The organism is Aeromonas sp. HMWF015 (assembly GCF_963878965.1).
Lineage (GTDB): Bacteria > Pseudomonadota > Gammaproteobacteria > Enterobacterales > Aeromonadaceae > Aeromonas > Aeromonas veronii.
The window spans coordinates 17,677-42,560 of record NZ_CAWNZT010000340.1 but is presented as its reverse complement, the minus strand read 5'-3'; the positions used below and the strand labels follow the sequence as shown (position 1 = coordinate 42,560).

At 57.6% G+C, this 24,884-nt stretch carries 35 protein-coding genes, 1 other RNA gene and 1 pseudogene; 35 read left to right on the top strand and 2 right to left on the bottom strand.

The window, feature by feature from the left end; translation table 11 throughout:
* Window positions 1-230: 230 nt before the first annotated feature.
* The 3 genes and pseudogenes from AACS18_RS17095 to AACS18_RS17085 all read left to right on the top strand — a co-directional run.
* Window positions 231-371, top strand: coding sequence for a TIGR02808 family protein (locus tag AACS18_RS17095; RefSeq protein ID WP_005345965.1), 141 nt, complete (start codon window positions 231-233; stop codon window positions 369-371).
* Window positions 372-560: 189 nt separating this feature from the next.
* Window positions 561-1,118, top strand: coding sequence for a YaeQ family protein (locus tag AACS18_RS17090; protein WP_005352343.1), 558 nt, complete (start codon window positions 561-563; stop codon window positions 1,116-1,118).
* Window positions 1,119-1,130: 12 nt separating this feature from the next.
* Window positions 1,131-1,643: pseudogene (locus AACS18_RS17085) on the top strand (AEC family transporter); the annotation flags it as partial.
* Window positions 1,644-1,887: 244 nt separating this feature from the next.
* Here AACS18_RS17085 and AACS18_RS17080 read toward each other — a convergent pair.
* Entirely contained in the window at window positions 1,888-2,634 is a 747-nt protein-coding gene (locus AACS18_RS17080) for a LexA family transcriptional regulator (RefSeq protein WP_005353407.1), read from the bottom strand.
* A gap of 408 nt (window positions 2,635-3,042) precedes the next feature.
* On the opposite strand from AACS18_RS17080, the gene AACS18_RS17075 reads away from it, so the two are divergent.
* From AACS18_RS17075 to AACS18_RS16920, 32 genes are all read left to right on the top strand, one after another.
* Window positions 3,043-5,256: a DNA-binding protein gene (locus AACS18_RS17075; RefSeq protein WP_108612815.1), complete on the top strand. Its 2,214-nt coding sequence runs from the start codon at window positions 3,043-3,045 to the stop codon at window positions 5,254-5,256.
* A gap of 42 nt (window positions 5,257-5,298) precedes the next feature.
* A complete protein-coding gene (locus AACS18_RS17070; protein ID WP_029300291.1) occupies window positions 5,299-6,021 on the top strand; it encodes an AAA family ATPase in 723 nt (240 codons plus the stop codon).
* Between the two features lie 45 nt (window positions 6,022-6,066).
* The gene (locus tag AACS18_RS17065; RefSeq protein WP_005353403.1) at window positions 6,067-6,669 is read left to right on the top strand and encodes a hypothetical protein; all 603 of its coding nucleotides are present in this window, start codon (window positions 6,067-6,069) and stop codon (window positions 6,667-6,669) included.
* Window positions 6,653-7,204: a transcriptional regulator gene (locus AACS18_RS17060; RefSeq protein WP_005345956.1), complete on the top strand. Its 552-nt coding sequence runs from the start codon at window positions 6,653-6,655 to the stop codon at window positions 7,202-7,204. Before AACS18_RS17065 ends, AACS18_RS17060 begins: the two co-directional genes overlap by 17 nt.
* Window positions 7,205-7,260: 56 nt before the next feature.
* A complete protein-coding gene (locus AACS18_RS17055) occupies window positions 7,261-7,509 on the top strand; it encodes a hypothetical protein (RefSeq protein ID WP_005353401.1) in 249 nt (82 codons plus the stop codon).
* 19 nt (window positions 7,510-7,528) lie between these two features.
* Window positions 7,529-7,708, top strand: a complete 180-nt coding sequence (locus AACS18_RS17050; protein ID WP_108612814.1) for a hypothetical protein — start codon at window positions 7,529-7,531, stop codon at window positions 7,706-7,708.
* A 10-nt stretch (window positions 7,709-7,718) separates the two neighbouring features.
* Window positions 7,719-8,339 (top strand): DUF3164 family protein, encoded by a 621-nt coding sequence (locus AACS18_RS17045; protein WP_108612813.1) that lies wholly within the window; start codon window positions 7,719-7,721, stop codon window positions 8,337-8,339.
* A 12-nt stretch (window positions 8,340-8,351) separates the two neighbouring features.
* Window positions 8,352-8,546 (top strand): hypothetical protein, encoded by a 195-nt coding sequence (locus tag AACS18_RS17040; protein ID WP_005345945.1) that lies wholly within the window; start codon window positions 8,352-8,354, stop codon window positions 8,544-8,546.
* Between the two features lie 7 nt (window positions 8,547-8,553).
* Window positions 8,554-8,623: hammerhead ribozyme type II (locus tag AACS18_RS17035), an RNA gene on the top strand.
* A 45-nt stretch (window positions 8,624-8,668) separates the two neighbouring features.
* Complete coding sequence (locus AACS18_RS17030; protein WP_108612812.1) at window positions 8,669-8,905, top strand: hypothetical protein; 237 nt, start codon at window positions 8,669-8,671, stop codon at window positions 8,903-8,905.
* On the top strand, window positions 8,892-9,062 hold the full coding sequence (locus AACS18_RS17025; RefSeq protein WP_179085073.1) for a hypothetical protein: 171 nt from the start codon (window positions 8,892-8,894) through the stop codon (window positions 9,060-9,062). Before AACS18_RS17030 ends, AACS18_RS17025 begins: the two co-directional genes overlap by 14 nt.
* Window positions 9,059-9,685, top strand: a complete 627-nt coding sequence (locus AACS18_RS17020) for a gp16 family protein (protein ID WP_016350115.1) — start codon at window positions 9,059-9,061, stop codon at window positions 9,683-9,685. The genes AACS18_RS17025 and AACS18_RS17020 overlap by 4 nt, the downstream gene beginning before the upstream one ends.
* The gene (locus AACS18_RS17015) at window positions 9,675-10,106 is read left to right on the top strand and encodes a Mor transcription activator family protein (protein WP_108612811.1); all 432 of its coding nucleotides are present in this window, start codon (window positions 9,675-9,677) and stop codon (window positions 10,104-10,106) included. Before AACS18_RS17020 ends, AACS18_RS17015 begins: the two co-directional genes overlap by 11 nt.
* Window positions 10,107-10,240: 134 nt before the next feature.
* On the top strand, window positions 10,241-11,434 hold the full coding sequence (locus AACS18_RS17010) for a hypothetical protein (RefSeq protein WP_108612810.1): 1,194 nt from the start codon (window positions 10,241-10,243) through the stop codon (window positions 11,432-11,434).
* Window positions 11,435-11,531: 97 nt separating this feature from the next.
* The gene (locus AACS18_RS17005; RefSeq protein ID WP_108612809.1) at window positions 11,532-12,107 is read left to right on the top strand and encodes a glycoside hydrolase family 108 protein; all 576 of its coding nucleotides are present in this window, start codon (window positions 11,532-11,534) and stop codon (window positions 12,105-12,107) included.
* Window positions 12,104-12,406 (top strand): hypothetical protein, encoded by a 303-nt coding sequence (locus tag AACS18_RS17000; protein WP_108612808.1) that lies wholly within the window; start codon window positions 12,104-12,106, stop codon window positions 12,404-12,406. The genes AACS18_RS17005 and AACS18_RS17000 overlap by 4 nt, the downstream gene beginning before the upstream one ends.
* Complete coding sequence (locus tag AACS18_RS16995) at window positions 12,399-12,620, top strand: hypothetical protein (RefSeq protein WP_005353373.1); 222 nt, start codon at window positions 12,399-12,401, stop codon at window positions 12,618-12,620. Before AACS18_RS17000 ends, AACS18_RS16995 begins: the two co-directional genes overlap by 8 nt.
* 21 nt (window positions 12,621-12,641) lie before the next feature.
* The gene (locus tag AACS18_RS16990) at window positions 12,642-12,869 is read left to right on the top strand and encodes a TraR/DksA C4-type zinc finger protein (RefSeq protein WP_108612807.1); all 228 of its coding nucleotides are present in this window, start codon (window positions 12,642-12,644) and stop codon (window positions 12,867-12,869) included.
* A complete protein-coding gene (locus AACS18_RS16985) occupies window positions 12,850-13,164 on the top strand; it encodes a DUF2730 family protein (protein ID WP_005345918.1) in 315 nt (104 codons plus the stop codon). The genes AACS18_RS16990 and AACS18_RS16985 overlap by 20 nt, the downstream gene beginning before the upstream one ends.
* Window positions 13,161-13,457: a VpaChn25_0724 family phage protein gene (locus tag AACS18_RS16980; RefSeq protein ID WP_005345917.1), complete on the top strand. Its 297-nt coding sequence runs from the start codon at window positions 13,161-13,163 to the stop codon at window positions 13,455-13,457. Before AACS18_RS16985 ends, AACS18_RS16980 begins: the two co-directional genes overlap by 4 nt.
* A 2-nt stretch (window positions 13,458-13,459) precedes the next feature.
* The gene (locus tag AACS18_RS16975; protein ID WP_108612806.1) at window positions 13,460-14,035 is read left to right on the top strand and encodes a DUF3486 family protein; all 576 of its coding nucleotides are present in this window, start codon (window positions 13,460-13,462) and stop codon (window positions 14,033-14,035) included.
* Window positions 14,035-15,588 (top strand): terminase large subunit domain-containing protein, encoded by a 1,554-nt coding sequence (locus tag AACS18_RS16970; RefSeq protein ID WP_108612805.1) that lies wholly within the window; start codon window positions 14,035-14,037, stop codon window positions 15,586-15,588. The genes AACS18_RS16975 and AACS18_RS16970 overlap by 1 nt, the downstream gene beginning before the upstream one ends.
* Window positions 15,588-17,177 (top strand): DUF935 domain-containing protein, encoded by a 1,590-nt coding sequence (locus AACS18_RS16965; protein WP_108612804.1) that lies wholly within the window; start codon window positions 15,588-15,590, stop codon window positions 17,175-17,177. Before AACS18_RS16970 ends, AACS18_RS16965 begins: the two co-directional genes overlap by 1 nt.
* Window positions 17,177-18,649, top strand: a complete 1,473-nt coding sequence (locus tag AACS18_RS16960; RefSeq protein ID WP_108612803.1) for a phage minor head protein — start codon at window positions 17,177-17,179, stop codon at window positions 18,647-18,649. Before AACS18_RS16965 ends, AACS18_RS16960 begins: the two co-directional genes overlap by 1 nt.
* Window positions 18,650-18,681: 32 nt before the next feature.
* The gene (locus tag AACS18_RS16955; RefSeq protein WP_308810800.1) at window positions 18,682-18,885 is read left to right on the top strand and encodes a hypothetical protein; all 204 of its coding nucleotides are present in this window, start codon (window positions 18,682-18,684) and stop codon (window positions 18,883-18,885) included.
* Window positions 18,885-19,331, top strand: coding sequence for a phage virion morphogenesis protein (locus AACS18_RS16950; protein ID WP_108612801.1), 447 nt, complete (start codon window positions 18,885-18,887; stop codon window positions 19,329-19,331). Before AACS18_RS16955 ends, AACS18_RS16950 begins: the two co-directional genes overlap by 1 nt.
* 223 nt (window positions 19,332-19,554) lie before the next feature.
* Window positions 19,555-20,703, top strand: a complete 1,149-nt coding sequence (locus AACS18_RS16945) for a phage protease (protein WP_108612800.1) — start codon at window positions 19,555-19,557, stop codon at window positions 20,701-20,703.
* A gap of 44 nt (window positions 20,704-20,747) precedes the next feature.
* A complete protein-coding gene (locus tag AACS18_RS16940) occupies window positions 20,748-21,656 on the top strand; it encodes a Mu-like prophage major head subunit gpT family protein (protein ID WP_108612799.1) in 909 nt (302 codons plus the stop codon).
* Between the two features lie 103 nt (window positions 21,657-21,759).
* Entirely contained in the window at window positions 21,760-22,221 is a 462-nt protein-coding gene (locus AACS18_RS16935; RefSeq protein ID WP_108612798.1) for a Rho termination factor N-terminal domain-containing protein, read from the top strand.
* Complete coding sequence (locus AACS18_RS16930) at window positions 22,187-22,648, top strand: gp436 family protein (protein ID WP_258228753.1); 462 nt, start codon at window positions 22,187-22,189, stop codon at window positions 22,646-22,648. Before AACS18_RS16935 ends, AACS18_RS16930 begins: the two co-directional genes overlap by 35 nt.
* Window positions 22,645-23,091, top strand: coding sequence for a phage tail terminator protein (locus AACS18_RS16925; protein WP_108612796.1), 447 nt, complete (start codon window positions 22,645-22,647; stop codon window positions 23,089-23,091). Before AACS18_RS16930 ends, AACS18_RS16925 begins: the two co-directional genes overlap by 4 nt.
* Window positions 23,091-23,840 (top strand): phage tail tube protein, encoded by a 750-nt coding sequence (locus AACS18_RS16920; protein ID WP_108612795.1) that lies wholly within the window; start codon window positions 23,091-23,093, stop codon window positions 23,838-23,840. Before AACS18_RS16925 ends, AACS18_RS16920 begins: the two co-directional genes overlap by 1 nt.
* A 58-nt stretch (window positions 23,841-23,898) precedes the next feature.
* On the opposite strand, the gene AACS18_RS16915 is transcribed toward AACS18_RS16920, so the two are convergent.
* Window positions 23,899-24,666 (bottom strand): hypothetical protein, encoded by a 768-nt coding sequence (locus AACS18_RS16915; protein WP_146184786.1) that lies wholly within the window; start codon window positions 24,664-24,666, stop codon window positions 23,899-23,901.
* Between the last annotated feature and the right edge of the window lie 218 nt (window positions 24,667-24,884).

The following is a 24,884-nucleotide window of genomic DNA, read 5'->3' as shown; positions in this document are numbered from 1 at the left end:
GGCGCGTTTTTTTATTCTGCCGTGTTTGTGTCTATCCTTGATTGGCGGTGGTAATTGCTTGAACTGCATGGATATTTGGCCAAAAAGCTTGATCCAGCGCAAATGAACCCTGCATTTATCACTTTGGTGGCATAGGACCCAACCGCTGATTGAGGTCAAATGGAGGCATCAAGAGCGGAGCCAATATCCGCCAGAAGGAACACACCTTTCACCGGATGAAGGACACAACAATGAGTCTTCTTGAACACACCATCTGGACAGTACTGGGATACGGGGCCATGCCCTTTATCTTTCTGAGCGGATTCGTGGCGGTGGCAGTGACCTGTTGCATGCTGCTGAACGCGTTCGGGGTACAGTCCGCCGAGAAGTGAGTCGCTTCTCCATGCCGCCAAATGCCAGTCTTCGGACTGGCATTTGTTTTTTGTGTCTTTTAAAGCACTTATCCCGGCAGGGAAGGGGAAATCTTTGGTCAGGATGGTCGAACCTGCCGCCGATTTTGATTACACTGGCGCCCGTATTTCCCACTCACCCTTCTCTAATCCAGGTGTTCAAGGTTTTCTATGGCTCTCAAGGCAACCGTATTCAAGGCCCAGATCAGTTTGTCTGATATGGATCGCAATCTGTATCAGGACTTCTCCCTCACGCTGGCGCGCCACCCCTCCGAAACCGATGAGCGGATGATGATCCGGCTGGCGGCCTTTGCCTGGCACGCTGCCGAGCGACTGGAGTTCACCAAGGGATTGAGCGCCGATGATGAACCTGAGCTCTGGTGCAAGAACTACTCGGATGAAATAGAGCTCTGGATCGAGCTGGGCCAACCCGATGAAAAACGGCTCAAAAAAGCCTGCAACCGCGCCCGTCAGGTGGTGCTCTATCTCTACGGTGGTCGTGGTACAGCCGTCTGGTGGAAGCAGAACCAGGGCAAGCTGAGCCAGCATGACAACCTCAGCATCATCGAACTCTCCGACAGCCAGACTCTGCCGCTGACCGCCATGGTCGAGCGTACCATGCAGCTCACCTGCACTATCTCCGATGGTCAGCTCTGGGTCAGTAACGGCGCACTGGAAGTGACGCTGGATCCGGTGGTGCTGATGGGCAAACCGGCCCGCGAACTGTAACGGACGCAGCCCATGTTCAGCGCCTTGCTCAATATCGTCATTCCGGTGTTCGGTGTGGTCGGGCTCGGTGCACTCTACGGGCGATTGCGACCGGGGGCTGCGCTCGGTTACGTCAATCGGGCCAATATCGAGCTGTTTACCCCTGCGCTGGTCTTCTCCGCGCTGGTCAAATATCCGCTGGCGCTGGCGGAGCATCTGCCGCTGATTGCGGCGGGGGCGCTGGTTATTCTGTTACCCGGTCTGCTGCTCGCACTGCTCAAACTCAAAGGGATTGAGCGGGCAGCGCTGATCTTGCCCGCCATGTTCCGAAATACCGGCAATCTTGGTATCCCCTTGATGGTGTTGGCGTTTGGCGAGCAGCAACTGGGGGCCATCGTGATCCTCTTTGTGCTCTCCAATCTGCTGCACTTCTCGGTCGGCATGTTTATCCTCTCGGCCAATACCTCCCGCTGGCTGTGGCTGCGCAGCCCTGTGTTGTGGGCCGCGCTGGCCGGTTTGCTGGTGGCCAACTGTAACCCACCACTAAGAATGAAAAACCGGGAGCTGGTGAAAACAAGTGGGAGATGGCGGGACAAACTCAGGAATGGCGGGGCTTGTGGCGTGATGCGGTTAAACCAAGCCGTTTAACCGCAAAATGAAAACTTTAGAGTCAGGCAGCGAGTCGATGCACTGAAAATGAAAAATGTAGTGATTGCTGCCTAGGGCCATTTAAATAATCACTGGCCAGATAATATCAGCAGCGGGGTATCACAAAATCAGATAGTTACAGTTAAAAAAAATCATGCCCGGCCCAGACTACCTTGCCGATCACGGCCAGGTTCTCCAGCTGGTTGGCTGGAACGACCTGCAGGGGATAATCATCGCGGTTGTCGCTGATGATGGTGATCCCGCCATCGAAGTTTTTCTGCAGGCGCTTGGCATAGAGCTCTTCCCCCAAGCGCAACACGAAGATGGATCCATCTTCGATCTGATTCTTGCTGATATCGACCAGGATAGAGTCACCAGAGTGGATGGTGGGCTCCATGCTATCGCCTTTGGCGAAGACCACCACCAGGTTATCCGGGTTTAACTTGCGAAACGTGAGCCACTTGCGGCGGAAGGCCAGCTTGCGTTTAACCTCATGATCATCGTTAAACGCACCATGGCCGGTACTGACGGTGACATGGTAGCCATCGATCAGCGCGTACTCCTCATCAAACTCCTCACGTTGCACCATCTGCTCGGCCGCTCCATCGGGGTGTTTCGGGCCCTGACCGGTGGCCAGCCACTCCAGATTCACATTGAACGTCCGCGCGATGCGCAGCGCCTTGTCGATGGTGGGCAGTGAATTAAACGGAGGGAAGTATTTGCGCATCCCCGACTCACTCATCCCCACCAGTTCGGCAAATGCCTTGTAGCTCAGGCTCCCGCGCAGCTCATCCAGACGGTCACTCAAAGTATCCATTCCCGCCGTCAGAAAAGATACCTCACCGTCTTTTTGTACTGCTTGTGGTTTTTCTTCATAACGCTCTGACATACAAGGAATTCTCGGCTAGTGGCTAATGCTGGTGAGTCGATAGACAAAAAATTCCGCACAAAAAGACTTGTCAATCTTTTTGGGGTGATCAATCATTCATATGTGACGCGCTGCGACATAAAATCATTCTTTTATGAATGATAAAGATACGCACTGCGACACTTGATGATACCGAAACGGGGTGAGTATGTCAGGGAAAACACCAGAGTGGATCAGGGCTGAGCTCATAAAATGCGGATATTCCCAAGCAGCTTGGGCCCGCGCTAAAGGGTTGCACCCCCGAGCCGTACAGCGTTGCATCAAACACTATGCACCGGCCAGAGGGATTAGCCCCAAGCGTCGGGAAAGCCGCGCCATCATGGCCCTGCTGTCCGAATCGCTGGGGATCGATCTGCTGGGAGGTGACCAATGAGCAGCTGGTACACCGCCCAGGCGCTGGCCGGAATGGTCGGCATGCCCGCTTACCCCGATGGTGTGCGCAAAAAGGCCGAGCGTGAAGAGTGGCAAAGCCGCAAGCGCGAGAAAGGCAAAGGGGCCGAATACCACATTGGCTCACTGCCGATTGAAACCCGCCGTTACCTGGCAGAACAAGCGGTGGCCGCACAAGGTCATGCGGTGACCGACCATGCGGCGGGTGGCAAGGCCATGGCCAAGTTGCTGGCGCGCGAGGTGCCGGTCAAACCAGAGGCAGGCCGCAAATTACTGACTTTGGGGGAGGGGGCTCGCCAGAAGGTCGATGCCAGGCTGCTGATCCTGCAGGCAGCCGATATCTTCCTGGCCCCCTATCACGCCTGCCAGCAAGGGGAGGTAGGTCGCCGCGCCTTTATCGAGGCATACCGTGCCCGCACTCTCGCCCTGCCTGTCAGCGTTTATGAAAGGCAAAAGCCATTCAGTCTGATCACCTTGCGCCGCTGGCAAAGTGCGCTTGCGGATGAAGGCCCCGCAGCCCTGGCTGGCAACTATCAGCGGGAACGGCCATCAACCGTCGAGCAGAGCCCGGATCTGGCCCAGTTTCTCACCGCACTGGTGACCACCAAACCCCATCTGGCCAACAAGTGGGGGGCGCTGCACGAACTGGCCAGCCAATACAGCGACATGAATCAGCTGGGATGGCAGATCCCCAGCCAATCCTCCTTGCGTCGCTGGATGGTGAAATGGTTGGCAGAGAACAAGGTGGCCTTTACCTACACCACCAACCCGGATGCCTATAACAACAAATACCGCAGCGCGATCGAGGAGATGTACCCCTGGATGGCCCAGCCCAACGACGTCTGGGAGTTCGATAGCACTCCGGTCGATGCCATGTTGGTGGATGGTCGTCACAGCATCATCGCGGTGATTGACGTGTATACCCGTCGCGTTCGTTTGCTGGTGGCCAAGAGCTCATCGAGCGAAGGGATCTGCTTGCTGTTGCGCAAGACCCTGCTGGCCTGGGGCACGCTCAACGATAACGGCGTGATGCGCACCGATAACGGCTCTGACTACGTGAGCCAGCGGGTCATGTCCATCTGCACTCTGCTTGGTATGAACGTCAGCCGCTCCAACGCCTACTCGGGGTGGGAGAAACCCCATATCGAGCGCTTTTTCCGCACCCTGAGCCACGGCCTGATCGAGCTGTTGCCCTCCTATATCGGCCACTGCGTGGCAGACCGTCAGGTGATCGAGGCGCGCAAGAGCTTTGCCCAGCGCCTGGAGGAGAAGCGCAAACCGGATGCGCAAAAAGAGATTTACGAGCTGGCCATGACGGCCGCCGAACTGCAAACCCTGCTCGATAACTGGCTCGATGCCCGTTACCACAACCGCAAGCACAGTGCCCTCGGGGTCAGCCCCAATGAAAAGTACCAGCTGGCCCGTTATCAGCGCCGTGCCATTCCCGATGAAGCTGCGCTGGATCTGCTGCTTAACCATATCGGCGAGGCGACCGTCTCCAAAGGCTTTATCAAGGCCGGTGGCCTCAAATACAGCGCCCCCGAACTGTTGGAGCACAACTGGAAGAGCCAGCGGGTCAGCGTCTTTCTCGATCCGTGCGATGTGGGCCGCGCCATCTTGTACCGCACCGGCGATTGGAACGAGCGGATCGAGGCCATCAACATCGACCTGCTGGGCAATGGCATCAGTCCCGATGCCTTTCGGGCGGCCAAAAAAGCCGATGCCAAGGCGCTGGCCAGTTTTCGCCGCGAGATGCGCAACCTTGCCAAGACCTTTGGTATCGACCAGCTCCATCAGGATGTGGTGCGCCACTTCGTCGATCAGGCCAAGGGTATTGAAGCGTTCAGTCGGCGCGATCTCACCCTCGATAACCCGGCATTGGCCGCGCTCACCGGGGTCTCAACGCCCGCTGAACCCGCCCGTTTCAATGCGGCAGAACTGGCCGCCATAGAAGCCAGACGAGAAGCGAAAGCGCAGCGGGCGCAAGCCACCGCAGGGCAGGAATCGAGAGCACTCAAGACCGAGTACGAGCAAGCAATCTATCTGGCAGAGCGGGAGCTGGATACCCCGCTGACAGAGCGGGAGAAGGAGTGGCTGACCCGATACCTCTACAGCCACAAGCTGATGGCAAAACGCATTAACCGCCATCTGGATGAAGTTCGGGCTACCCGCCGCACCCAGGCAAAAGGTTAGCGAGTAGCCCGAAAAGGCCCAAAAACAAAGGACAAACCCACTATGAAACACAAGATCGTTGAAGTCAAAAACATGATCAAGACCGAGCAGCTGCTCGACAACTTGCTCAACCGCTCCAGCATAGTGCCGGGCATTGGCCTGATCCATGGCCCCTCCGGCTTTGGCAAGACCACCGCCGTGGAATGGCTGTTCAACCAGGACGAAGTGAACGGCATCTATGTCCGCTGCTACAAGGCCGACACGGTGACCAGCCTGCTGGAGCAGATTGCCAAAGAGATCGGCATTCCCCAGCGCCACAACCTGCGTGCTCAGGTCGATAGCATCATCGAATCTGTCCGTGCCGAAGAGCTGGCCATCTTCGTGGATGAGGCCGATTACGTGGTCGGCAATGCCCGCATCATGGAGACCCTGCGCGATATCTACGATGCCACCGAACAACCCCTGATCCTGGTTGGGATGGAAGAGATTGCCCGTCGCATCAGCCAGCGCAAGCAACTGTTTAACCGCATCTCCCAGTGGATCGAATTCAAACCGGCCGATCTCGATGACGTGTCCCTGATTGCCAGCGAAATGCTGGAGGTGGATGTGGAGATCGACGATGCACTGCTGGATCTGATCCGCAAGCGTTCCAACGGCGTGGTGCGCACTATCGTCTCGGCCCTCGACAAGATTGAAAAAATGGCGATGGCCTCTGATGCCCGGATTATCCGGCTGGAGGACGTTGACGCCAGCGAGCTGCTCCATGACGTGCGTCGCAGCCGCTAGCCGTCAGGCTACAGCCAATAAAAACAAAGCACGGGAGGGATTCCAGTGGTTGATACAAAAGCAACGCTAATGACGTTGCAAGCCTGGGAATGGATGTGCCAGCAAGAGACGTTTCTGATCAAAGACGTGATCGCCGTGACGGGAATGTCGGAGGCACATATCTACAAGGTCGTGCGTGACTGGTTGGCCGCTGGCCACCTCATTAAACACCCGGACGGCGTGGTATCCCGCCCGGCCTATTTCAAAGTGGTTAGCGCCCAATACGTGCCACCGATTGGCAAAAGCAGTGGCCAGAAGCGGCCCAAATGTCGGAACAAGCGCAAAACCAATCAACAGAAAATGTGGAACACCATGAAGATCAGCCGCTTCTTCACCCTGACAGACCTGATGCTGACGGCAGAGACGGGTCAGAAACAAGCCTGGTTTTACACCGATAGGTTGGTGAAAGCCGGTTACGTCAAAGTGCTGTTCAAAGTTGACAGTTTGCTGCCTGTACCCGCCAGACACGGCCTGACAGGACGCTATCAGCTGGTCAGGGATACAGGCCGTTATGCCCCGCTGTGTCGTGACCATGGTTGCTGGGATCAAAACCAGCAGCAGTTATACCCGTTCCAACGGGAGGAGGAGACACATGGAAACGTGGCTTGAGGTGTTGCAGGCCGAAGTGGCGGCCAGCTCGCTGGCCCAAGTGGCCGAGAAGCTTGGGCTCTCTCGCACCACCATCAGCCAGGTCTGCAACGAAAAGTATCCCGGCGATATGGCAAGGGTACAGACCCTGGTGGAAGGGGCACTGATGGGCAACAAAGTGAGGTGCCCCATCCTGGGGGATATCCCGGCGCATCAGTGTCTCGCTCACCAACGCCGTGGCCCCAGCGAAGTGGGCAGCAGTCCGATGGATATCAAGCTCTGGAAGGCATGCCGCAGCGGTTGCCCCCATAGCCAGCTGACCGAGGCGCAGCAACTGCGCCGCCCGATGCGGTTATCGGTAGAGCAGGGCAAAGGGTCGCAGAAAATGGCTCGCTATGACGCCGAGGCCACCCTCTCCAGATTGCGCCGACAGGCCAAAAGCGATGGCGACAATGCCAGCAGCAGCCTGCGCATTCTGAGTGAGCTGCTGGCCGAAGAGCTGAAAATTATGGCCATCAAATACAACCGGCTGCTCGACAAGCAAGAAGGCAAATAACGGTTGGCGGGGCTCTTTCGCGGTGGGCCCGGTGACGAGATCACAAGGAGAACGGGATGAAAAAGCATCTTCACAGCAATTTGCAAAAGACCGCCGAGCAACTCAGCCACTGGCTGACGGCCAAGGGATATGACGTTCGCACCAGTCGGGTTTGCCATACCCCGCTGCTGGCGGTCACCGGGCCACTGCCCAAAGAGATGCAGGCGCGCGCCGTGTTGAGCCGTGAATGTCTGGCGGGCGTGGTGCGCGAAGTTGCCCTGGTGCGCTTTGGCGGCTGCCTGCTTCACTGGCGCCAAGAATCCTGAAACCGGCAAGGGGGATGAGATGAGCAAGATCCAGCTTGAGATAGAAGACGAGGCGCTGGCGCGGGTGGTGCTGCGCCAGTTACCCAAGTTTCTCGAATTCTGCAGCGCGACCCACCAAGAGGAGCTGGCGAGTGCGACAGCAGAGCAGTACAGCGCCGTGAAGTGCCCTCCGGTGCCCGGCAGCAACAAGATCCATTAAGGAGAAGCCTATGCAAGAAGCACAAACCAGCAGTACCACCCCGATGCGCCAGAACGCTCAGGGGCACTGGGTACCGGAAAACCTGATCGCCCCGACAGACAAGCTGCGCGATGAAGTGGTGCTGGCCATTATCGCTGCTGCCCGCGAGCAGCGTTCGCAGCTGGCTGCCTTCAAGATTGGCGCCATGCAACAGATCGCCGACTTTGTGGATCTCTCCGCCGAGCAGTACGGGGTGGCGTGGGGCGGCACCAAGGGCAACGTGACCCTGCTCAGTTTTGATGGCCGTTACAAGCTTATTCGGGCGGTGGGGGAGCACCGCAAATTTGATGAACGGATCCAGGCCGCCAAAGCGCTGATTGACCAGTGCATCGAACGCTGGAGCGATGGCGCCAGCAGCGAGATCCGCGCCCTGGTAGACCATGCCTTTCGGGTATCCAAGAGCGGTCATATCGATGTGAACCAGGTGCTCTCTCTGCGCCAGCTCAATATCGATGACCCGGATTGGCTGCTGGCCATGCAAGCCGCTGTTGATGCCATCCAGGTGACCGGCACCAGCCAATATCTGCGGCTCTACGAGCGTGATGCCCAAGGGCGTTACATCCAGATGAGCCTGGATCTGGCCAAGGTATAGGGAGGAGGCGTGATGGAAATCAACGTGGAAAAAGCCGAAGAGCAACTGCTGCTCTGTGAGCAGATCACCGAAACCGAGGGTACCTGCTACCCCGACGACACCTATGAGGATGGCATCAAGGCCGCCCTGCTCTGGGCGTTGGGGCTGGGGCCAGCGCCCCTCAATGCCGAGGAGTATCAAGGTGTGACGCCACTGCAGTTCGAGTAATGGCCCGCTGCGAAACAGGGCGGCGCTGCCGCCCTGTCTATCCGGTGTGGTGGCCGGGTACTGATGAGCAACCAAACGATCTGGGCCCAGGTCTTCACCGTCTTGATACAAGGAGCACGGCGATGACCAAAACAGAGATGGATATTCGACTTACCAAGATATTCAGCAGCGCAGCCATTGCACTGGTAGCTGCTGACAAACGGGCTGTGTGCAAACAGCTCAAACAGTTTATTCGAGAGGCCCGCGCCCAGGGGTTATTTGCCCTGGCGGGGGAAGCAAGCCAGATGCGCTGGCAACTGGTGGCTGAACTGCAGCAAGCCAGAACGGTGGCGCTGGAGGCCAGTCATGGCCATGTCTAACTGGCAACGACTGCTGGCCTACGTGATGAAGTTTGGCAACCTGAGCCAGCAACAGGCAGAGCAGTGGCTCGACAGCCATTGCCCTGAATGGCGTAGTGGGCCTGACGTGATGGCGGCCGGACAAATCTGGATGAAAAAGACGGGGAGGGGGAATTGAACACCTTAGCTAACAATCAGCCAAATGCTGCGCAGAGTGGTGATCGTACCCGCTTGATCCGTCTGGTTCAGGTTGGCAGGCGCACCCTGGGGCTCGATGAGGAGACCTATCGGGCGTTGCTGGAGCAGCAGAGCGGCAAGCGTTCGGCGGCAGAGTTGACGATCCCGGAGCTGGACAAGGTGCTGCTGGCCATGAAAGGGGCAGGGTTTAAACCGACGGTTAAACGCCCTGTTAAAGGGGCTGTTAAAGCGGGAGGGCGCAAGCGTTTAAGCCCGGCCCGTGGGGCCCATGCCAAAACCGCCGAGATAAACGTGATCCGGGCAGTATGGATCACCATGCACCGCCATGGTCTGCTGCGTGATGGCAGTGAGACGGCTTTGAATCACTATGTTGAGCGGCAAACGGTGCGGCTTAACAACGGCATCGGCGTGGCAGAGGTGGCCTGGCTCACCGATGGGTTGGCTTACCAGGTGCTTGAGTCGCTGAAAAACTGGCACAAGCGGGAGCTGGTTGCCCGGCTTGTCGTGGCCAAGAAAACCGTCCCCACCAATGGGAAGTCCGGGCGAGTGGCCGGTTATCAGGCCGTTGTAGCTGCGTTTGAGGAGATGAGTGATGGACGTTAACGCTGAGAATCTGGACTTGTTCGCCGATGATCATGAGTCGCTGGGGCAGCTTGTCGATCGCCTGGATCAGATCCCGACCACCGAACTGACGGCCAAATGGCCAAAAGCCCTGAGTGAGCTGGTCGATGTGCTGGCCTGCGAATTGGTCAGAGGGGGGATGGAGCCGGAGCTGGCCAAGGCTCAGGCCCGCAAGTTGGCGCTGGTACAGGCCCATTACATGGGGGGCCGAGCCTACTACATCCCCACCGGGGATCATCTCAAGGCCGCACTGCGGGACAGGGCGATCTGGGATGAGTTCAACGGCCGCAATATCGATGCGCTTGCCCGCAAGCACGGGCTCTCGGTGCCCCAGACCTATGCGGTAGTGGCTGAACAGCGGCAACTGACTCGACTGCGATATCAGCCAGACCTGTTTAGGTAACTGAGATGGCTGTCAGTAAATTGCGTACTTCTTCACAGATATAAAAGGACCTCATGTGATGAGGTTCATTTTTATGGCTGACTTATCAGTGTTCGGATGCTGTATGGATTAAGTTACTCTCCGTACAAGAGTTGATGATTGGTAAGTTGAATCAGGGATTAGGTGATGCAATGCTTAAAAAAACTCAAATAGCATTATTGGTGTGCTCAATATTTATCCTTCCAGCTTGTAATGAGCAAAGAGTATTGACTCCACAAGAGCAGGAGCTCGTCAATCAGCTTAAACAGGAACGGGGGCAGTTGGAGCAAGAAATTGAGACTGTTACTGGCGAAATTGCGCAGTACAACGGTGGGCTGATTAAGACCATCAAGCAGGTTCGAGAAGAAACTCTGAAGTTGAGCAGAGACCTAGTTAACCAGCGTATTCAAGCTATTGAAACTGGCGCTAAGGTGACTGTCATTGCACCTACCAGTCAACCTGACCCCGAGCGTGCGAAGTCACTGGATAGCGAGATTGAACAGGCAAACCAGCAACTGGCCGAGGCTAAAGCAAAAGCGGCTCAGTATAGCGGTGGTCTGATTGCCGCAATTAGTATGTCTACTGTGGCAACCCAAGAGCAGACGCTGGCTCTTCTTCAACAACAGCTTCTAGTTGCAAAATACGGGTTGCCTTTCACAGTAAAAGCTACCGTTGAACCAGCTAATAAACCAGTTAATGCTCCTACATCAAGTATATCAAATACAGCGCCTGAGCCAGCAATGGCAACAACTCCAGTAACTGATGAGAATGTCATGTTAGCTGCAGATGGTCCATTTGGTCTGGCTATGGGGATGACCAAAGAGATGTTTAAGGGGCATTTAACACCGGTTAGCGCTGGAGTTTATGTATTAGACACACCACCTAAAGCTCACCCTCAATTTGAACAGTATGTCGTTAAAATATCAGATAAAACAGGGCTTTGTTGGATCAAAGGTGTTGGGAAAGATATTCCGACTAACGGACATGGAATTCAATTGAAATCCGAGTTTGATGATTTTGAGAAAAAGTTGGACGAGCGTTATGGCTCTCACAAAAGAACCGATTTTTTAGTCTCAGGGTCATTGTGGGATGACCCTCAGTACTGGATGCGGGGGTTACAAAAAGAGGATAGATATTTATATAGTGTCTGGGGAAGAGGAAAAAAGCCATTACCAAATGAACTATCCGAGATTGGGCTGTTTGCTGGGGCAACCTCTGGAGATAATGGATATCTGGCTCTTGAATATAGTTTCACTAATAAAAAGTCATGTGACAGAGATATTGAAACGCAAAAAGACGTAGGCTTATAAAAAGAGTAAGTATCAGGCTTGAAGTAACCCACCATAAACCCATGCCATAGAGGCCCCTCGGTACGCTGCTGATAACGCAGTTCACCGAGGGGCCTTTATGTTATCACTCGCACTTAAATGGCTGCTTCGTCCCGATGTGGAAGGGGGCGAAGTCAACCATCCCGCCGACAGGGGTGGTCATACCAAATTCGGCATCGCCGATGCTGCCGATGGCAAGAAGGACGGCATGGCTGACCTCGATCGGGATGGGGTACCCGATATTGCTATCGGTGATCTGACCCCGACCCATACCGAGCCATTTTACCGCCAGAACTACTGGGCGCCAGCCCGATGTGACCTGATTGCGAGCTTAAGCCCGGCCCTCTCTATCGCCGTGTTTGATGCAGCGGTGCATCACGGGCCGAAACGCGCCATCCAACAGTTGCAGCAGGTCTTGGGGGTGATGGCAGATGGTCGCCTTGGCCCGGTGTCGATTGGCAGGCTCAAGCAGCAACTGGGCGCCAAGGGCGAGGGCCAGTTGTTGCTGGCGCTGATGATGCAGCGGGCCAGCTTCATGCACGGCATTGTGCGCAAAGACCCGAGCCAGTGGGCCAATGCCGATGGCTGGATCAACCGGCTGCTGCGTCTGCAGAGCTACCTCCTTTCCGACGTGGTTGGCGAGGTGGTGGCATGAGCGTGCTGACCATCAAGCAACAGCAGGCGGCGGCCGCGATCCAGGCTGCGGGCTGTTTTGGCATCCCTGAACTCAAGAACCCCCGCTATCTCGCTTGCTTCAAGGATGGGCGCAAAGCCCATCTCAAGGCCGCTTTGGCCAATCAGATCGCTGACCTGAAGGCGATCCCGCTCTATAGCCACCACCAGACCCGTCAATCCCTGTTCGAGAAAGGGTGGCGTTCGGTGACCGAACTGGATCGCCTGCGGGCCCGTGCCCGTCATTCCCAACCTCAACAAAAGGAAGTCCATCATGCCTGATTCCCTGTTACCTCAAGCGAAATCTGCCTTTAAAAGCCGCACCGTGATCGGTGGTGTGATTGCCGTGGGGGCCGGTATTGCGGGCCTGTTCGGTGTGCCGGTCGATGCGGGTACCCAAGCCAGCCTGGCATCCACCCTAGTGGATCTGGCCAGTGCGGTGGGTGGCCTGCTCGCCATCTGGGGCCGCATCAAGGCGACCCATACCGTCCGTTAGTAGCCATACGAGAGAGGTCATGTGACAAACCTCATAGACCGCGCCCAGCTGGCCGATGCCGATCGGACTGGGCGCATTATCGAAGCCCACCAGAACAGGGCAAGGCCACACGGCGATGGTATCTGCTGCGATTGTGACGAAGCCATCCCGACCTCCCGCCTTGTAGCCGAGCCTGGTGCCGAGCGCTGTATCGAGTGCCAGACCCTGTATGAGCGCAAGGAGGCGACCCGTGTGGGATTTCATCGTTAAGAACTGGGGGCCTCTTTATGCATTGGCCAGTTTGGTTGGGCTGGTGGTCATCATCTTGCTCTCCAAGACCTACGCCAAGCGCGAAGACCTCACAGCCCTGGTTCAGAGAGTGCAGCGGGTGGAGCAGGTGCTGGCTGATCTGCCGAGCGAGCGTGAGCTGCACAAGCTGCAGCTGGAGATCAGCGAGCTGCGGGGGGAGTTGCGGGAGGTGAAGCCGGAGCTGCGCCAAGCACGCCGCCTTGCAGATCTGCTGTTGGAAAATGAGCTCGCCGCCGTACAGAAGGAGAAGCCATGAGCATTCAACAAATATTGGACGCCCAGCAGCGGCTGGTGATCCTGCGCTCCCTGCTGGATATCGGTGGTGCCGCCAACGAGTCAATCCTCAATGACTGCCTCGACCAGCTGGGTACCGGCCGGGTGACGCGGGATCGGGTGAAGACCCTGCTGGCCTGGCTGGAAGAGCAGGGGCTGGTACGCATTGAGCGACTGGCCACTGTGCAGGTGGCTCACCTGACCGGTCGGGGGCAGGACGCGGCAGAGGGCCGGGCAACGGTGCCCGGCGTCAAGAAGCCTAGGGCGGAGGATTGACCATGGCCGATAAACCGACCCGAGGCCGCGCCAGCAAGGTGTGGCTGCTGCCTGAATCTATCCGCAACGCGCTCAACGAGATGCTGCGGGATAAGGGCAACAGCCAGGCCGCCATCCTGGATGAAATCAACGGCCTGATCGAGGAGGCGGGCTTGCCCGATGAGCTCAAGCTATCCCGCTCCGGGTTAAGCCGTCATGCCAGCCAGGTTGAACAGGTCGGCCAGCACCTGCGGGATTTGCGCGAAACCACGGCCGCCTTGACCTCCCAGCTTGGCGACAAGCCGATGGGGGAGACCACCAAGCTCATTCTGGAGCTGGGCCGCTCCCAGCTGTTCAAGGCGATGCTGGCTCAGGTGCAGAACCCGGAGGAGGCGGTGGATATCGACATGCTGAAAAATGCCATGTTGGCGGCTCAGCGGCTCGAATCGACCGCCATGCAGAGTCATAAGCGGGAGAAAGAGATCCGCCAGGCATTTGCCGAAGAGATCGCCGCCAAGACCGAAGCCATCGTGACTCAGGCGGGCTTGAGTGGTGAGGCCGCCGCCGCCATTCGCCGTGAAATATTGGGGATTGCCTGATGAGCACGATCGCCCAGCAGTTGGCCCAGACCCTGGGTACCGAATACAACCCCGACGAGGTGTTGCTGCCGTACCAGCGGATCTGGATTGCCGACGAGAGCCCGCTCAAGATTGCCGAGAAGAGCCGCCGTACCGGTATCACCTGGGCGGAGGCGGCCGATGCTGCCCTGACGGCCTCCAAGACCAAGACGGCTGGCGGTTGCCATCACTTCTATGTTGGCAGCAACAAGGAGATGGCCCGCGAGTTTATCGATGCGGTGGCGATGTGGGCCAAGGCGTACAACAAGGCGGCCGGTGAGATCCAGGAGGAGGTGTTCACCGACGACGAGGATAAGGCGATCCTCACCTTCGTGGTTTATTTCGCCTCTGGCTTCAAGGTGCAGGCGCTCTCCAGCAACCCCTCCAACCTGCGGGGGATGCAGGGCAATGTGACCATCGACGAGGCCGCTTTCCACGACCGACTGGCCGAGGTGCTCAAGGCCGCCATGGCGCTGACCATGTGGGGCGCCAAGGTGCGGTTGATCAGTACCCATAACGGCGTCGATAACCTGTTTAACCAGCTCATCAACGACAGCCGATCGGGCCGTAAAGAGTATTCCATCCATACCATCAGCCTGGACGATGCTTGCCGCCAGGGGCTCTATCGCCGGATCTGCCAGGTCAAGGGCGGCCTTTGGACACAGGAAGCAGAGGACGCCTGGAAGGCGGGGCTGCTCAAGGCCACCGCCACCGAAGAGGATGCCCTTGAGGAGTATTTCTGCGTACCCAAGCAGAGCAGCGGCGTCTATATCAAGCGCACCCTGATCGAGCGGGCGATGCAACCGGATATCCCCATCCTGCGCTTTACCGCCCCCAAAGACTTCGAACTACAGAGCGAGGAGACCCGTAAGGCGGTGGTAGATATCTGGTGCGAGGAGAACCTCAAGCCCTGTCTGGAAGCGCTCGATCGCAGTTGTCGCCATGTGCTGGGGGAAGATTTCGCCCGCAAAGGGGACTTGTCGGTTTTCGTGCCACTCTCCAGCGCCACCAATTTGCGCAAACGGGTGCCCTTTGTGGTGGAGCTGGTCAATGCCCCCTATGAGAGTCAGCGCCAGATCCTGTTCTACCTGCTGCAGGGGTTGCACCGTTTCACGGCGGCGGCCTTCGATGCCACCGGTAACGGCGGCTATCTGGCAGAGGCGGCCCGCTTGCGCTGGGGCGCCAGCATGATCGAGTGCGTGATGCTCAATGACCCCTGGTATCGGGAGTGGATGCCCAAGCTCAAGGCAGAGTTTGAGGATGGCAACCTGACCATCCCGCGCCATGCAGACGTGCAGGATGACTTGGGGAAAATCCAGGTCATCAACGGCATCCCCAAGATCGATAAGGGCAAGAACACCGGCCAAGGGGGCCAACAGCGCCACGGTGACTTTGCGGTGGCCTTGGCCATGGCGGTGCGGGCCAGCTGGATGGAGGGGGGCGCCATCGAGTTCACCCCACTACCAGGTAAACGTGATGACCATGGCAGCGACAACAACGATGACTATCACCGATATGAGCGAGGAGCCTGGTAATGGGCAGGATCATTGATATCCATGGCAAAACCATGAGCCTGGAAAAAGAGCCGCAGACCGAGAACGATGCCAAGTTGGCCCAACTGCGCCGTCACTACAGCGATCACCCGACCATCGGGCTAACCCCCGGCAAAGCGGCTGCTGCACTGAAAGAGGCCGAGGAAGGGGGCCTGATCGCCCAGTGCGAGCTGGCCGAAGACATGGAGGAGAAGGATGCCCACCTGCAGAGTGAGCTCGGCAAACGCCGCCGTGCCCTGCTTGGGGTGAGCTGGACAATCGAGCCGCCTCGCAATGCCACCCCGGCTGAGAAGCGCGATGCCGAGCTTATCCGGGAGCTGCTGGAGGACTTCACCTGGTTGGATGATGCCATCTTTGACGCCACCGACGGGATCCTCAAGGGGTTCAGTGCCCAGGAGTTCAGCGGCTGGGAGCTGGTGGAGGGGTTGCAGCTTCCCAAGGGCATCATCTGGCGCGATCCCGCCTGGTTTCAGACCCACCCGGACGATCGCAACCAGCTGCGGCTGCGTGATAACAGCCATGAAGGGGTAGCCCTCAACCCGTTTGGCTGGCTGCTGCACAAGGCCAAGTCCAAATCGGGATATCTGGCCCGCACCGGCCTTGTCCGTACCCTGATCTGGCCGTTTCTGTTCAAGAACTACAGCGTGCGGGATCTGGCGGAGTTTCTGGAGATCTACGGCCTGCCGGTGCGCCTTGGCAAATACCCGGAAGGAGCGACCGAGAAAGAGAAGGCCACCCTGCTGCAGGCGGTGCTCTCCATCGGTCATAACGCCGGGGGCATTATTCCGCGCGGGATGGAGATTGAGTTCCAGAACGCCGCCAGTGGTCAGGCTGATCCGTTTGTGGTGATGATGGATTGGTGCGAGCGCTCCATGAGCAAGGCTATTCTGGGGGGCACCTTGACCTCACAGGCCGATGGCAAGAGCTCGACCAATGCCCTGGGCAATGTCCATAACGAGGTGCGCCAGGAGGTACGGGATGCCGACCTGCGTCAGCTGGCCGCTACCCTGAGCCGCGATCTGGTCTATCCGCTCTATGCCCTGAACGGCAAGAGCTACCAGGGGCCGCGCCGCTGCCCCCGGTTGGAGTTTGATGTGACCGAGCCAGAGGATATGCGCGATTTGGCGTATCCACTGCGGGCCCTGGTGGGGATGGGAATGCAGATCCCGGCGCAGTGGGTGCGGGATAAGCTGCAGATCCCGGCCCCCAAGGAGGGGGAAGAGGTACTGATCATCGTGGACAAGCAGGCCGGGCAGGGAGAGGCCGCGCTCAAGGCACAGCTTGCCAACAAGGGGCTGGCCGCGCTGGCTGCAAGTAACGGTGAGGCCGACAAGGGGGATAACAACGATGCTCAGTTGACCCGACTGCAGGCCGAGGCGGCCCCTCTGCTGGCGGGGATGACCGATGCTGTCCAGGCGCTGGTGATGCAAGCCACTACCCTGGAAGAGATCCGGGATGGCTTGTTGGCACTGGAACCAGAGCTCAGCCATGACGAACTGGGGGCGCTGATGGCGCAAGCCATCGCCGCCAGCGAGCTGCTCGGGATGCTTGAGATGGAGGAGGGGCGCTGATGCCCGTTCGCTATGGTTCTTTGCCCTTTGCCGAGGCGATCGCCTTCTTTCGCCAGAAGCTCGATATGCCGAGCGAACGCTGGGCCGATGTGTGGCGCGATGCCCATAACCGCGCCTTTATGGTGGCGGGAGCCACCAAGAGCGATCTGCTAGCTGACCTGCGCGGGGCGGTAGACAAGGCGATCAGTGAAGGGCAATCCATCGGGGCCTTTCAGAAGGCGTTCAAGGAGATTGTGGCCCGCCACGGTTGGGAGCATACCGGGCCCGCGTCCTGGCGTTCGCAGGTTATCTTCGAGACCAACCTGCGCCAGAGCTATAACGCCGGGCGTGAAGAGCAGATCCAGCGAATCAAGCACAAACGTCCCTATGCGCTCTATCGTCATGGGGACTCCGAGCACCCCAGGGAGTTGCACCTCAAGTGGAACAACCTGGTGCTGCCGGTGGATCACCCCTGGTGGGAGACACACAGCCCGAGCAATGGCTATGGCTGCAAGTGCAAGAAGTTCTTGCTCTCCGAGGTCGATCTCAAGCGGCGCGGCTTGGTGGTCGGCAAGGCCCCGGACGATGGCGAATATGAGTGGGTGGACAAGGCCACCGGGGAGTTGCACAAGATCCCCAGAGGTATCGACCCCGGCTTTGATTATCGCCCCCAGACTCCGGCAGAGCTGACCAAGGTGGTGGCCAAGCGCGAAGCGGCCAAGCCAGCGTTGGCCGAGCGGCTGCCAGAGCGGATGGTGGATAGCGCCTTCTCTAGCGTTAAAGGTGTCACTGCACAGGGTTTGAGTGATCTGCTGGCCAAGTTGCCAGCCCCCCAGCGCGAACCGTTGGCGGCGTTCCTCAAGGCGCATCCGGTCAAAACGTTGTTTATCAAGCAGACCGAAATGGGGAAGGGCGCGGCAGGGCTCAAGGTTGCCCAGGCTATTGCTGATTACCTGGGCAAAGATCCCTATCTGGTACGCTCTTTTTACTATTCGCGCCGGGCCAGCAGGGTCAACGGCTTTACCGCAACCAGCTGGGATCATCTGGTTATCAAGGTAAAGGGGGGCGATACTTTGAAGACGGTGGATATGCAGGCGGTGCAAGCGGCGGCTGCCGATGTGTTGGCTGATGCCCATGCTAATCGCGGCCCGCGCCAATTACTACCAAGAGGCGCCAGTGGTGAAGCCTTGCGCCGTCATTGGAGTGTGTCGGCCAATGTAGGCGATAAACTGGGGGAATCGGCCCAGCGGATCTCGACCTGGTTGCATGAGCTCGGCCATCAGGTTCACTTCTGGGCCGGGGAGCCCAATCTCACCGGTATCGGCCTGATTACCGAATATGCCGGAACCAATGGCAAAGAGATGGCTGCCGAGGCGTTTGCCGCCTGGGTGCTGGCGAGGGAATCCATGCTGGAGCACTTTCCCGAACTGGCCAAGGGGGTGGAGGCTATGCTGGCCAAAGCAACGGCAGCCACTACCAAAGGCGGCCGCTAGTGGCCCCGGAGATCAAAAAATAAAGGAGCGACATGATGACCTTGCTGGAACAAGCCAGCGCCCTGCTGGCACAGGATGGCCCCTTTACCCTGGCGCAAGCCAAGGCGCTGGATGCCTTGTGTGAGCAAGCCCGTGATGAGGAAGCTGACCTGATGGGGGATCTCTGGGAGGCCGCGATGGCTAACGCAGATGAAGAAGCGCTGCACTATATGACCACCTTTGAGGATGAGCTCTGATGGCCGGTAGCTTTATTGCCATCAGCCACCATGGGGTGGCTGATGCCCACGAACTGCTGGCCAAGCTCTATCAGAAAACCGGTGATCTCAGTGAGCCACTGGCCGATATTGGTGAAGGGCTGCTGCTGTCACACCGGGATCGCTGGGATGCCCAAGAGAGCCCGGAAGGTGAGCCCTGGGCCCCGCTCTCGGAGAAGTACCGTGCCCGCAAGCCGCGTCATGCCGATGAGATACTGCGTCTGAACGACGATCTGCGCGATACCCTCGACTATCAGGTTGATCCCCAGGCCCTCTACTTTGGTACGCCCATGGTATACGGTGCCGCCCACCAGTTCGGGCGCCCAGAGATCAACCTGCCAGAGCGCCGTGTTCTGGGGCTGTCAGACGGGGATAAACAGAGCGTGCTGGAGACGCTGGCGGGATATTTGGTCATCGAGGCTCCGTGAGCTTCTGGGCGCCTCTGGTGCCCCCTTGCGGCTACGATGGCATGTCTACCCTCTGAATAGGTCAGGAAAATGGAGTTTAAACACCATTAAACAGTATCGCCGCCCCCCAGCTTACCCTCCGATCCATCCCGTGATGCAGTAACCCACCATAAACCCCACCCAATTCTCAGTTCGATGACACTGGCCGCAATGAGGTTTGCTGTGACCAGCCGGAGTGAGAGTGATGCCCCTATCTGCCACCAGTTCCGCCATTGCCGTGGCCATCTTGAATGCAAGACCAACCGCCCTGGGGTTGGCCGTGCTCGATGCAGCCCTTGGCCCGAGCGACAACGGTTGGCACCAGTTGCTGCCGGTCGGCCCGTTCAAGGCCCGCGATGGCCGTCCCTTTGATGTTCCTGGTGGTCACTGGCAGCTCGACAAGAGCATCGCCACCACCCTGATCAATCGAGCCAAAGCGCTCGGGCAAGACATCCTGATCGACTACGACCACCAGACCCTCCATATCGAAAAGACTGGCAAGGAGGCCCCAGCAGCCGGTTGGTTCAACGGTGAGGAGATCGAATGGCGCGAGGGGCAGGGCCTCTTTATCAAACCGCGCTGGACGGATCGTGCGGCTGCCATGGTGGCCGCCAAAGAGTACCGATTCCTTTCTGCCGTCTTTCCCTATGACGCCAAGGGCCGCCCGCTGGAACTGCGGATGGCCGCCATCACCAATGATCCCGGTGTGGTGGGTATGCAGGCTCTGGCAGCTCTCAGTGCTTTACCTCCCAAGACCAATCAATCCGGCCAGTTGGCCACTGTAACCAAGGAGATACCCATGAACGAGGCAATGCTCGCCCTGCTGGCAAAGCTGGGCATTCAGGTAGAAGAGGGCAGCGAGCTCACCGTCGAACAGGGGCAGGCTGCGCTGTCGGCCCTCGATACCCTGCAAAGCGCGGCAGGCAAAACCGCCAGCGCTGAAGCCGCCCTGGCTGCTCTCAAAGCCCAACCGGTGCAACAGGGTGGCCAGATTGACCTGGCCAAGTACGTTCCGGTGGCGACCTATAACGCCCTGGTTGCACAGGTAGCGAGTTTAAGCGCCAAGGTGGAAACCACGGATGCCGCAACCCTGATCAAGGAAGCCCGTACCCAGGGCAAGGTGGTGGCCGCCGAAGAGGAGTATTTGACCGCCTATGCCTCCCAGAAAGGGGTAGCTGCCCTCAAGGCGTTGCTGGATCCCCGTCCGGCGATTGCCGCCCTGGCCGCCAGCCAGACCACTCAGGTGACCCTGCCCGAGAAGAAGGGAGAGGCTGTGCTCTCGGCGGATGACAAGTATGCCGCCGACCAGCTCGGTATCAGCTACGAGGAGTTTGCCAAGGCCAAGCAGGCTTAAGCGCAGACCCTACCAAGCCATTTATCCAGAGAAGGAACACCCGTATGGCCATGATTACACCCGCGCTGTTGCAGTCCCTCTTCACCGGCTTCAAGAAGAACTTTGAAGACGCCAAGAGTGAAGCGCCTGCCCAGTACACCAAGATCGCCACCGTGATCAAATCGACCACCAAGTCCAACACCTATGGCTGGTTGGGCAAGTTCCCCAGTCTGCGCAAGTGGGTCGGTGATCGGGTGATCGAGTCGATGAAGGCGCACGGTTACCAGATCGTCAACGAAGACTTCGAGGCCACTGTGGCTGTCGATCGCAACGATATCGCAGATGATGAGCTGGGTATCTACGCTCCGATGTTTGCCGAGATGGGCCGTTCGGCGGGCATTCACCCCGATGAGCTCTGTTTCGGTCTGCTCGGTGCTGGCTTCACCACGCCTTGCTATGACAGCCAGTATTTCTTCGACACCGATCACCCGGTCTATCCCAAGGCCGATGGTACCGGTACCCCTGTGATGACTGCCAACGTGGTGGTGGATGCCGGTTACCAAGGGGAGCCCTGGTTCCTGCTCGATACCAGCCGCGCCCTCAAGCCGGTCATCTTCCAGGATCGCAAGTCACCGGAGTTGGTCGCTATGACCAAGATCGATGACGAGGCGGTGTTCACCCGCAAGGAGTTCCGCTACGGGGTCGATTGCCGTGATGCTGCAGGCTTTGGCTTCTGGCAACTGGCCTTTGCCAACAAGCGGGCGCTGACCCCCGACACTCTGTGGGATTCCTTTTCCAAGATGCGGGAGTTTCAAGCCGATGGCGGCCGCAAGCTTGGGGTGAAGGCCACCATGTTGGTGGTACCGCCCTCTCTTGAGAAGTTGGCGACCCAGATGCTGGAGCGAGAGCTGTCGAACAGCAGCAGCAACGAGCTGAAAGGCAAGTTGGAGCTGGTGGTGGCTGACTACCTCTAACCCTGCGTGATGCCTGTTTAAAGCGGGGTTAAACAGCTGCCAGGCACTGTTTAACCCCCGGTTTAAACAGCCTCTCTATCAGATACGACGAGGAAAACATGAGATGGAACAAGAGATGGAACTGGCTATTCGAGTGGGGATTACGTCAACAGTTCGTCAGGTCTATTTTCGCGCGGGCCTGCCGATTGTACCGGGCAAGTCTGAGATGGTTGTGTCGCCTGAGCAGTGCGCGATCCTGGAGAACGACCCGCGTCTGGTGGTCGTCCGGTTGGCTGAAGACGCCAGCCTTCAGGCAGGTGATGCACCATCGGCGCCTGGGGATCTGGACGCAACACTGGGCGTCCTGACCGGTTCGGGCTATCTGGCAGGGGTTGCCACCTTGGCTGGCAAGGTTACGCCGCTGGCCGAGATGAAGGTCGATGAGCTGCGCGAGCTGGCGCTGCAGATGGGTATCCCGGAGGTGGCCAAGCTCAAGAAGGCCGAACTGGTGACCGCGATCGCCGCGACCGAAGTGCAATACCCGGTCAAGGATGAGCCGTCATCTGGCCAGAACGGAGAGCAGTGATATGTATGCCAGCGTCAATGACATGGTGATCCGCTTTGGCGAGGCTGAGTTGCTGCGCCTGGCCATGACGCCGACCGGTGAGCTGGATCAGGCGGCCATCACCATCGCCCTGCAGGATGCCGGAGCCTTGATCGATGGCTATCTGGCGGGTCGCTATCCCTTGCCGCTGGCCCATATCCCGAGTGCCCTGGTACCTATCTGCGCCGATATCGCCCGTCACCGTCTCTATGGTGAACAGGCACCGGAGCAGATAGGCAAGCGCAATGAGGCTGCCCTGGCCTTTCTGAAATCGGTTGGCAAGGGGGAACTGGCGCTGGGGTTGGCATCCGATGGGGCCACCCTGGAGAGCCAGAACCTGGCTCAACTGCAGTCGGATGGGCGCGTCTTTGGCCGGAGTCAGGGGCGCGACAAGGGGGGCTTTCTATGAGCCAGCTTGCCAACCAGTCTGGTACCGAACTCGACTACCTGCAGGCGGGCGAGCGGCTGCGTGAGCTGTTGGCTCCCCTCAAACCTGCGGGGCTCAAGGAGGTGTTTGTGGCCACCGATGTGGCGGCCATCGCCAATCTGGGCCAGCACAGTCCGGCGGTGCATGTGGTCTATCAGGGCGAACGTGAGAGCGAAGGCACCCAGTCAGGCCGGGCCAGCAGCTTTGATCAGCTCTGGTTGCTGGTGCTGGTGCATCGTGCCAGCCCCAAGGAGGTCAGTGCCGGAGTGTGGCTTGGCCGCATCCTGCAGGCCGTCAGTGGGCGAGCATGTGGTGATAGTACCTTTCGCCGCGAAACCCCACCGGTCAAACCCAGTTACAGCGGCGGTGCGGCTTATTTGCCGCTTGCCTTTACTACCCGAGTGAAATTCAAAGGAGAGCGATGATGAGCGAAACACTGCACCTGGAAGGGGATCTCTTTATCGAGACCTTTACCAACGGGGTCTCGGCCGGGGTGATTGGCCCCATCGATGTGGATAACCTGGAAGTGAAACCCGACAGCCAGAAGATCTCGATTCCCAGCAAGCGCAAGGGGCAATACGGTCAGGCGCGGGAGAACTACCACATTCCCAAGCCAGCCATGGTCACCATCAAGACCACCGAGATCCCGCCCGTGCTGCTGGCCGCTGCCTTTATGGGTCTGGAGAGCCCCATCAATCAGGGGGCTGGGACACTGACTGATCTGCCGGTCGTTCTGCCCGCCTGGCCGAAGTGGGCCCAGCTGGGCAAGAGCAATATTGCCTCGACTGGCCTGGCCATTAAGGAAGGGGCCACGGCGCTGGTAGTGGGTACCGATATCGAGGTTAACTATGCGCTCGGGCTGGTACGGGCGATCAAGGGTGGCTCGGTGGCGGACGGCGGCAGCTTGACGGTCAGCGGTACCTATAACGCGGTGACTGGTACCCGCATCGCGGGCAACATCCAGCCGGAGATCAAGGCGCGACTGTTGCTCGATGGCCGCAGTATTGTCAGCGGAGAGGCCATCAAACTGACGGTGCCCCGTGCCAGCTTGTCCCCCAAGAAGGCAGTGGACTTTATGAGCGACAAGCCCATCGAGATTGAGCTGGAGGGAGAGTTGCTGGCCGTGGATGGTGAAACCGCCCCCTTCTATGTGGATAGACCAGTGACGGCGTGATGTTAGATAGTAGAACAGCGGGGAGACCCGCTGTTTTCATAAAATTAAGTTAATTAACTCAATCATCGAATAGCTGCCAAATGTCTTCGAATTGATACTCATTAATACATAGCGCACGTAATTTTTGAAAATCAAAATGCTTGTCTATAGTTTGATATCGCACGCCGCAATATCTTAAGTATGTAAGGGCGTAAGCATATTTTCTTTTCTGTAGGGTAATAACGGAAGTATCACCTCCATTTGAAACAAAAAAATCCCAGTAATTGCACAGAAGATTGAATTCAAATCCTAGTCTAGTTATATCTGGATTTGCATTTTTTCTATATTCATGCTGAAGGAATAGCTCATGCCTCTCATCTTCAGTCATCATTTCAGGATCTTTTGGAAAGACAATTTCTGATGTGAATACAATGATTTGTAGTAGGCTTAGCCGAGAGTCCTCAGTGCCTCCTATTATTGCAGTTACTTTGCTATGAAGTAGAGAGTCAATGTTTCTTGATTGCTCATTTATGTTTGCTTGGATGCTATCTATTTTTCGCTGCTTCTCAAGTATATTTAATTGTTTTGCTTGTACAGATAATGACTCTTGTTGTTGTTTTATGGTTATGAATAAACCAATGAAAGCACCTATTGATATTAATGGGCCAACTGTACCACTTAGGTAACTACCAAAATTAGCCCATGCTTGATCATTTCTAGATATACTGAACCCTGATGCTGGGCCAAAAACAATGAAATAAAAAATGAGCGGTGCACATATAAATAGTATAAACAATACCAAGATAAGCCATTTTCGAGATAGATAGTTTTTTTCCAAATTGAGCATGTACAGTCCTAACGTTTCCAAAACTCGCCATAAACCCACTCATTTTGCCATCCCTTTGCCATAGGGCATATCTGAATCTCTTAGGAATGCCCGATCTCCACCTTCTCAAGCTTGAAAGTAGGCTTTGGAGTTTGAGCCGCTGGAAAAAGTTGGTGTGTGCTATCTGGTAGGGTGAGGCTTGGCATTTAGCGTAATGCTAGCCGTTTAATCATGGCCAG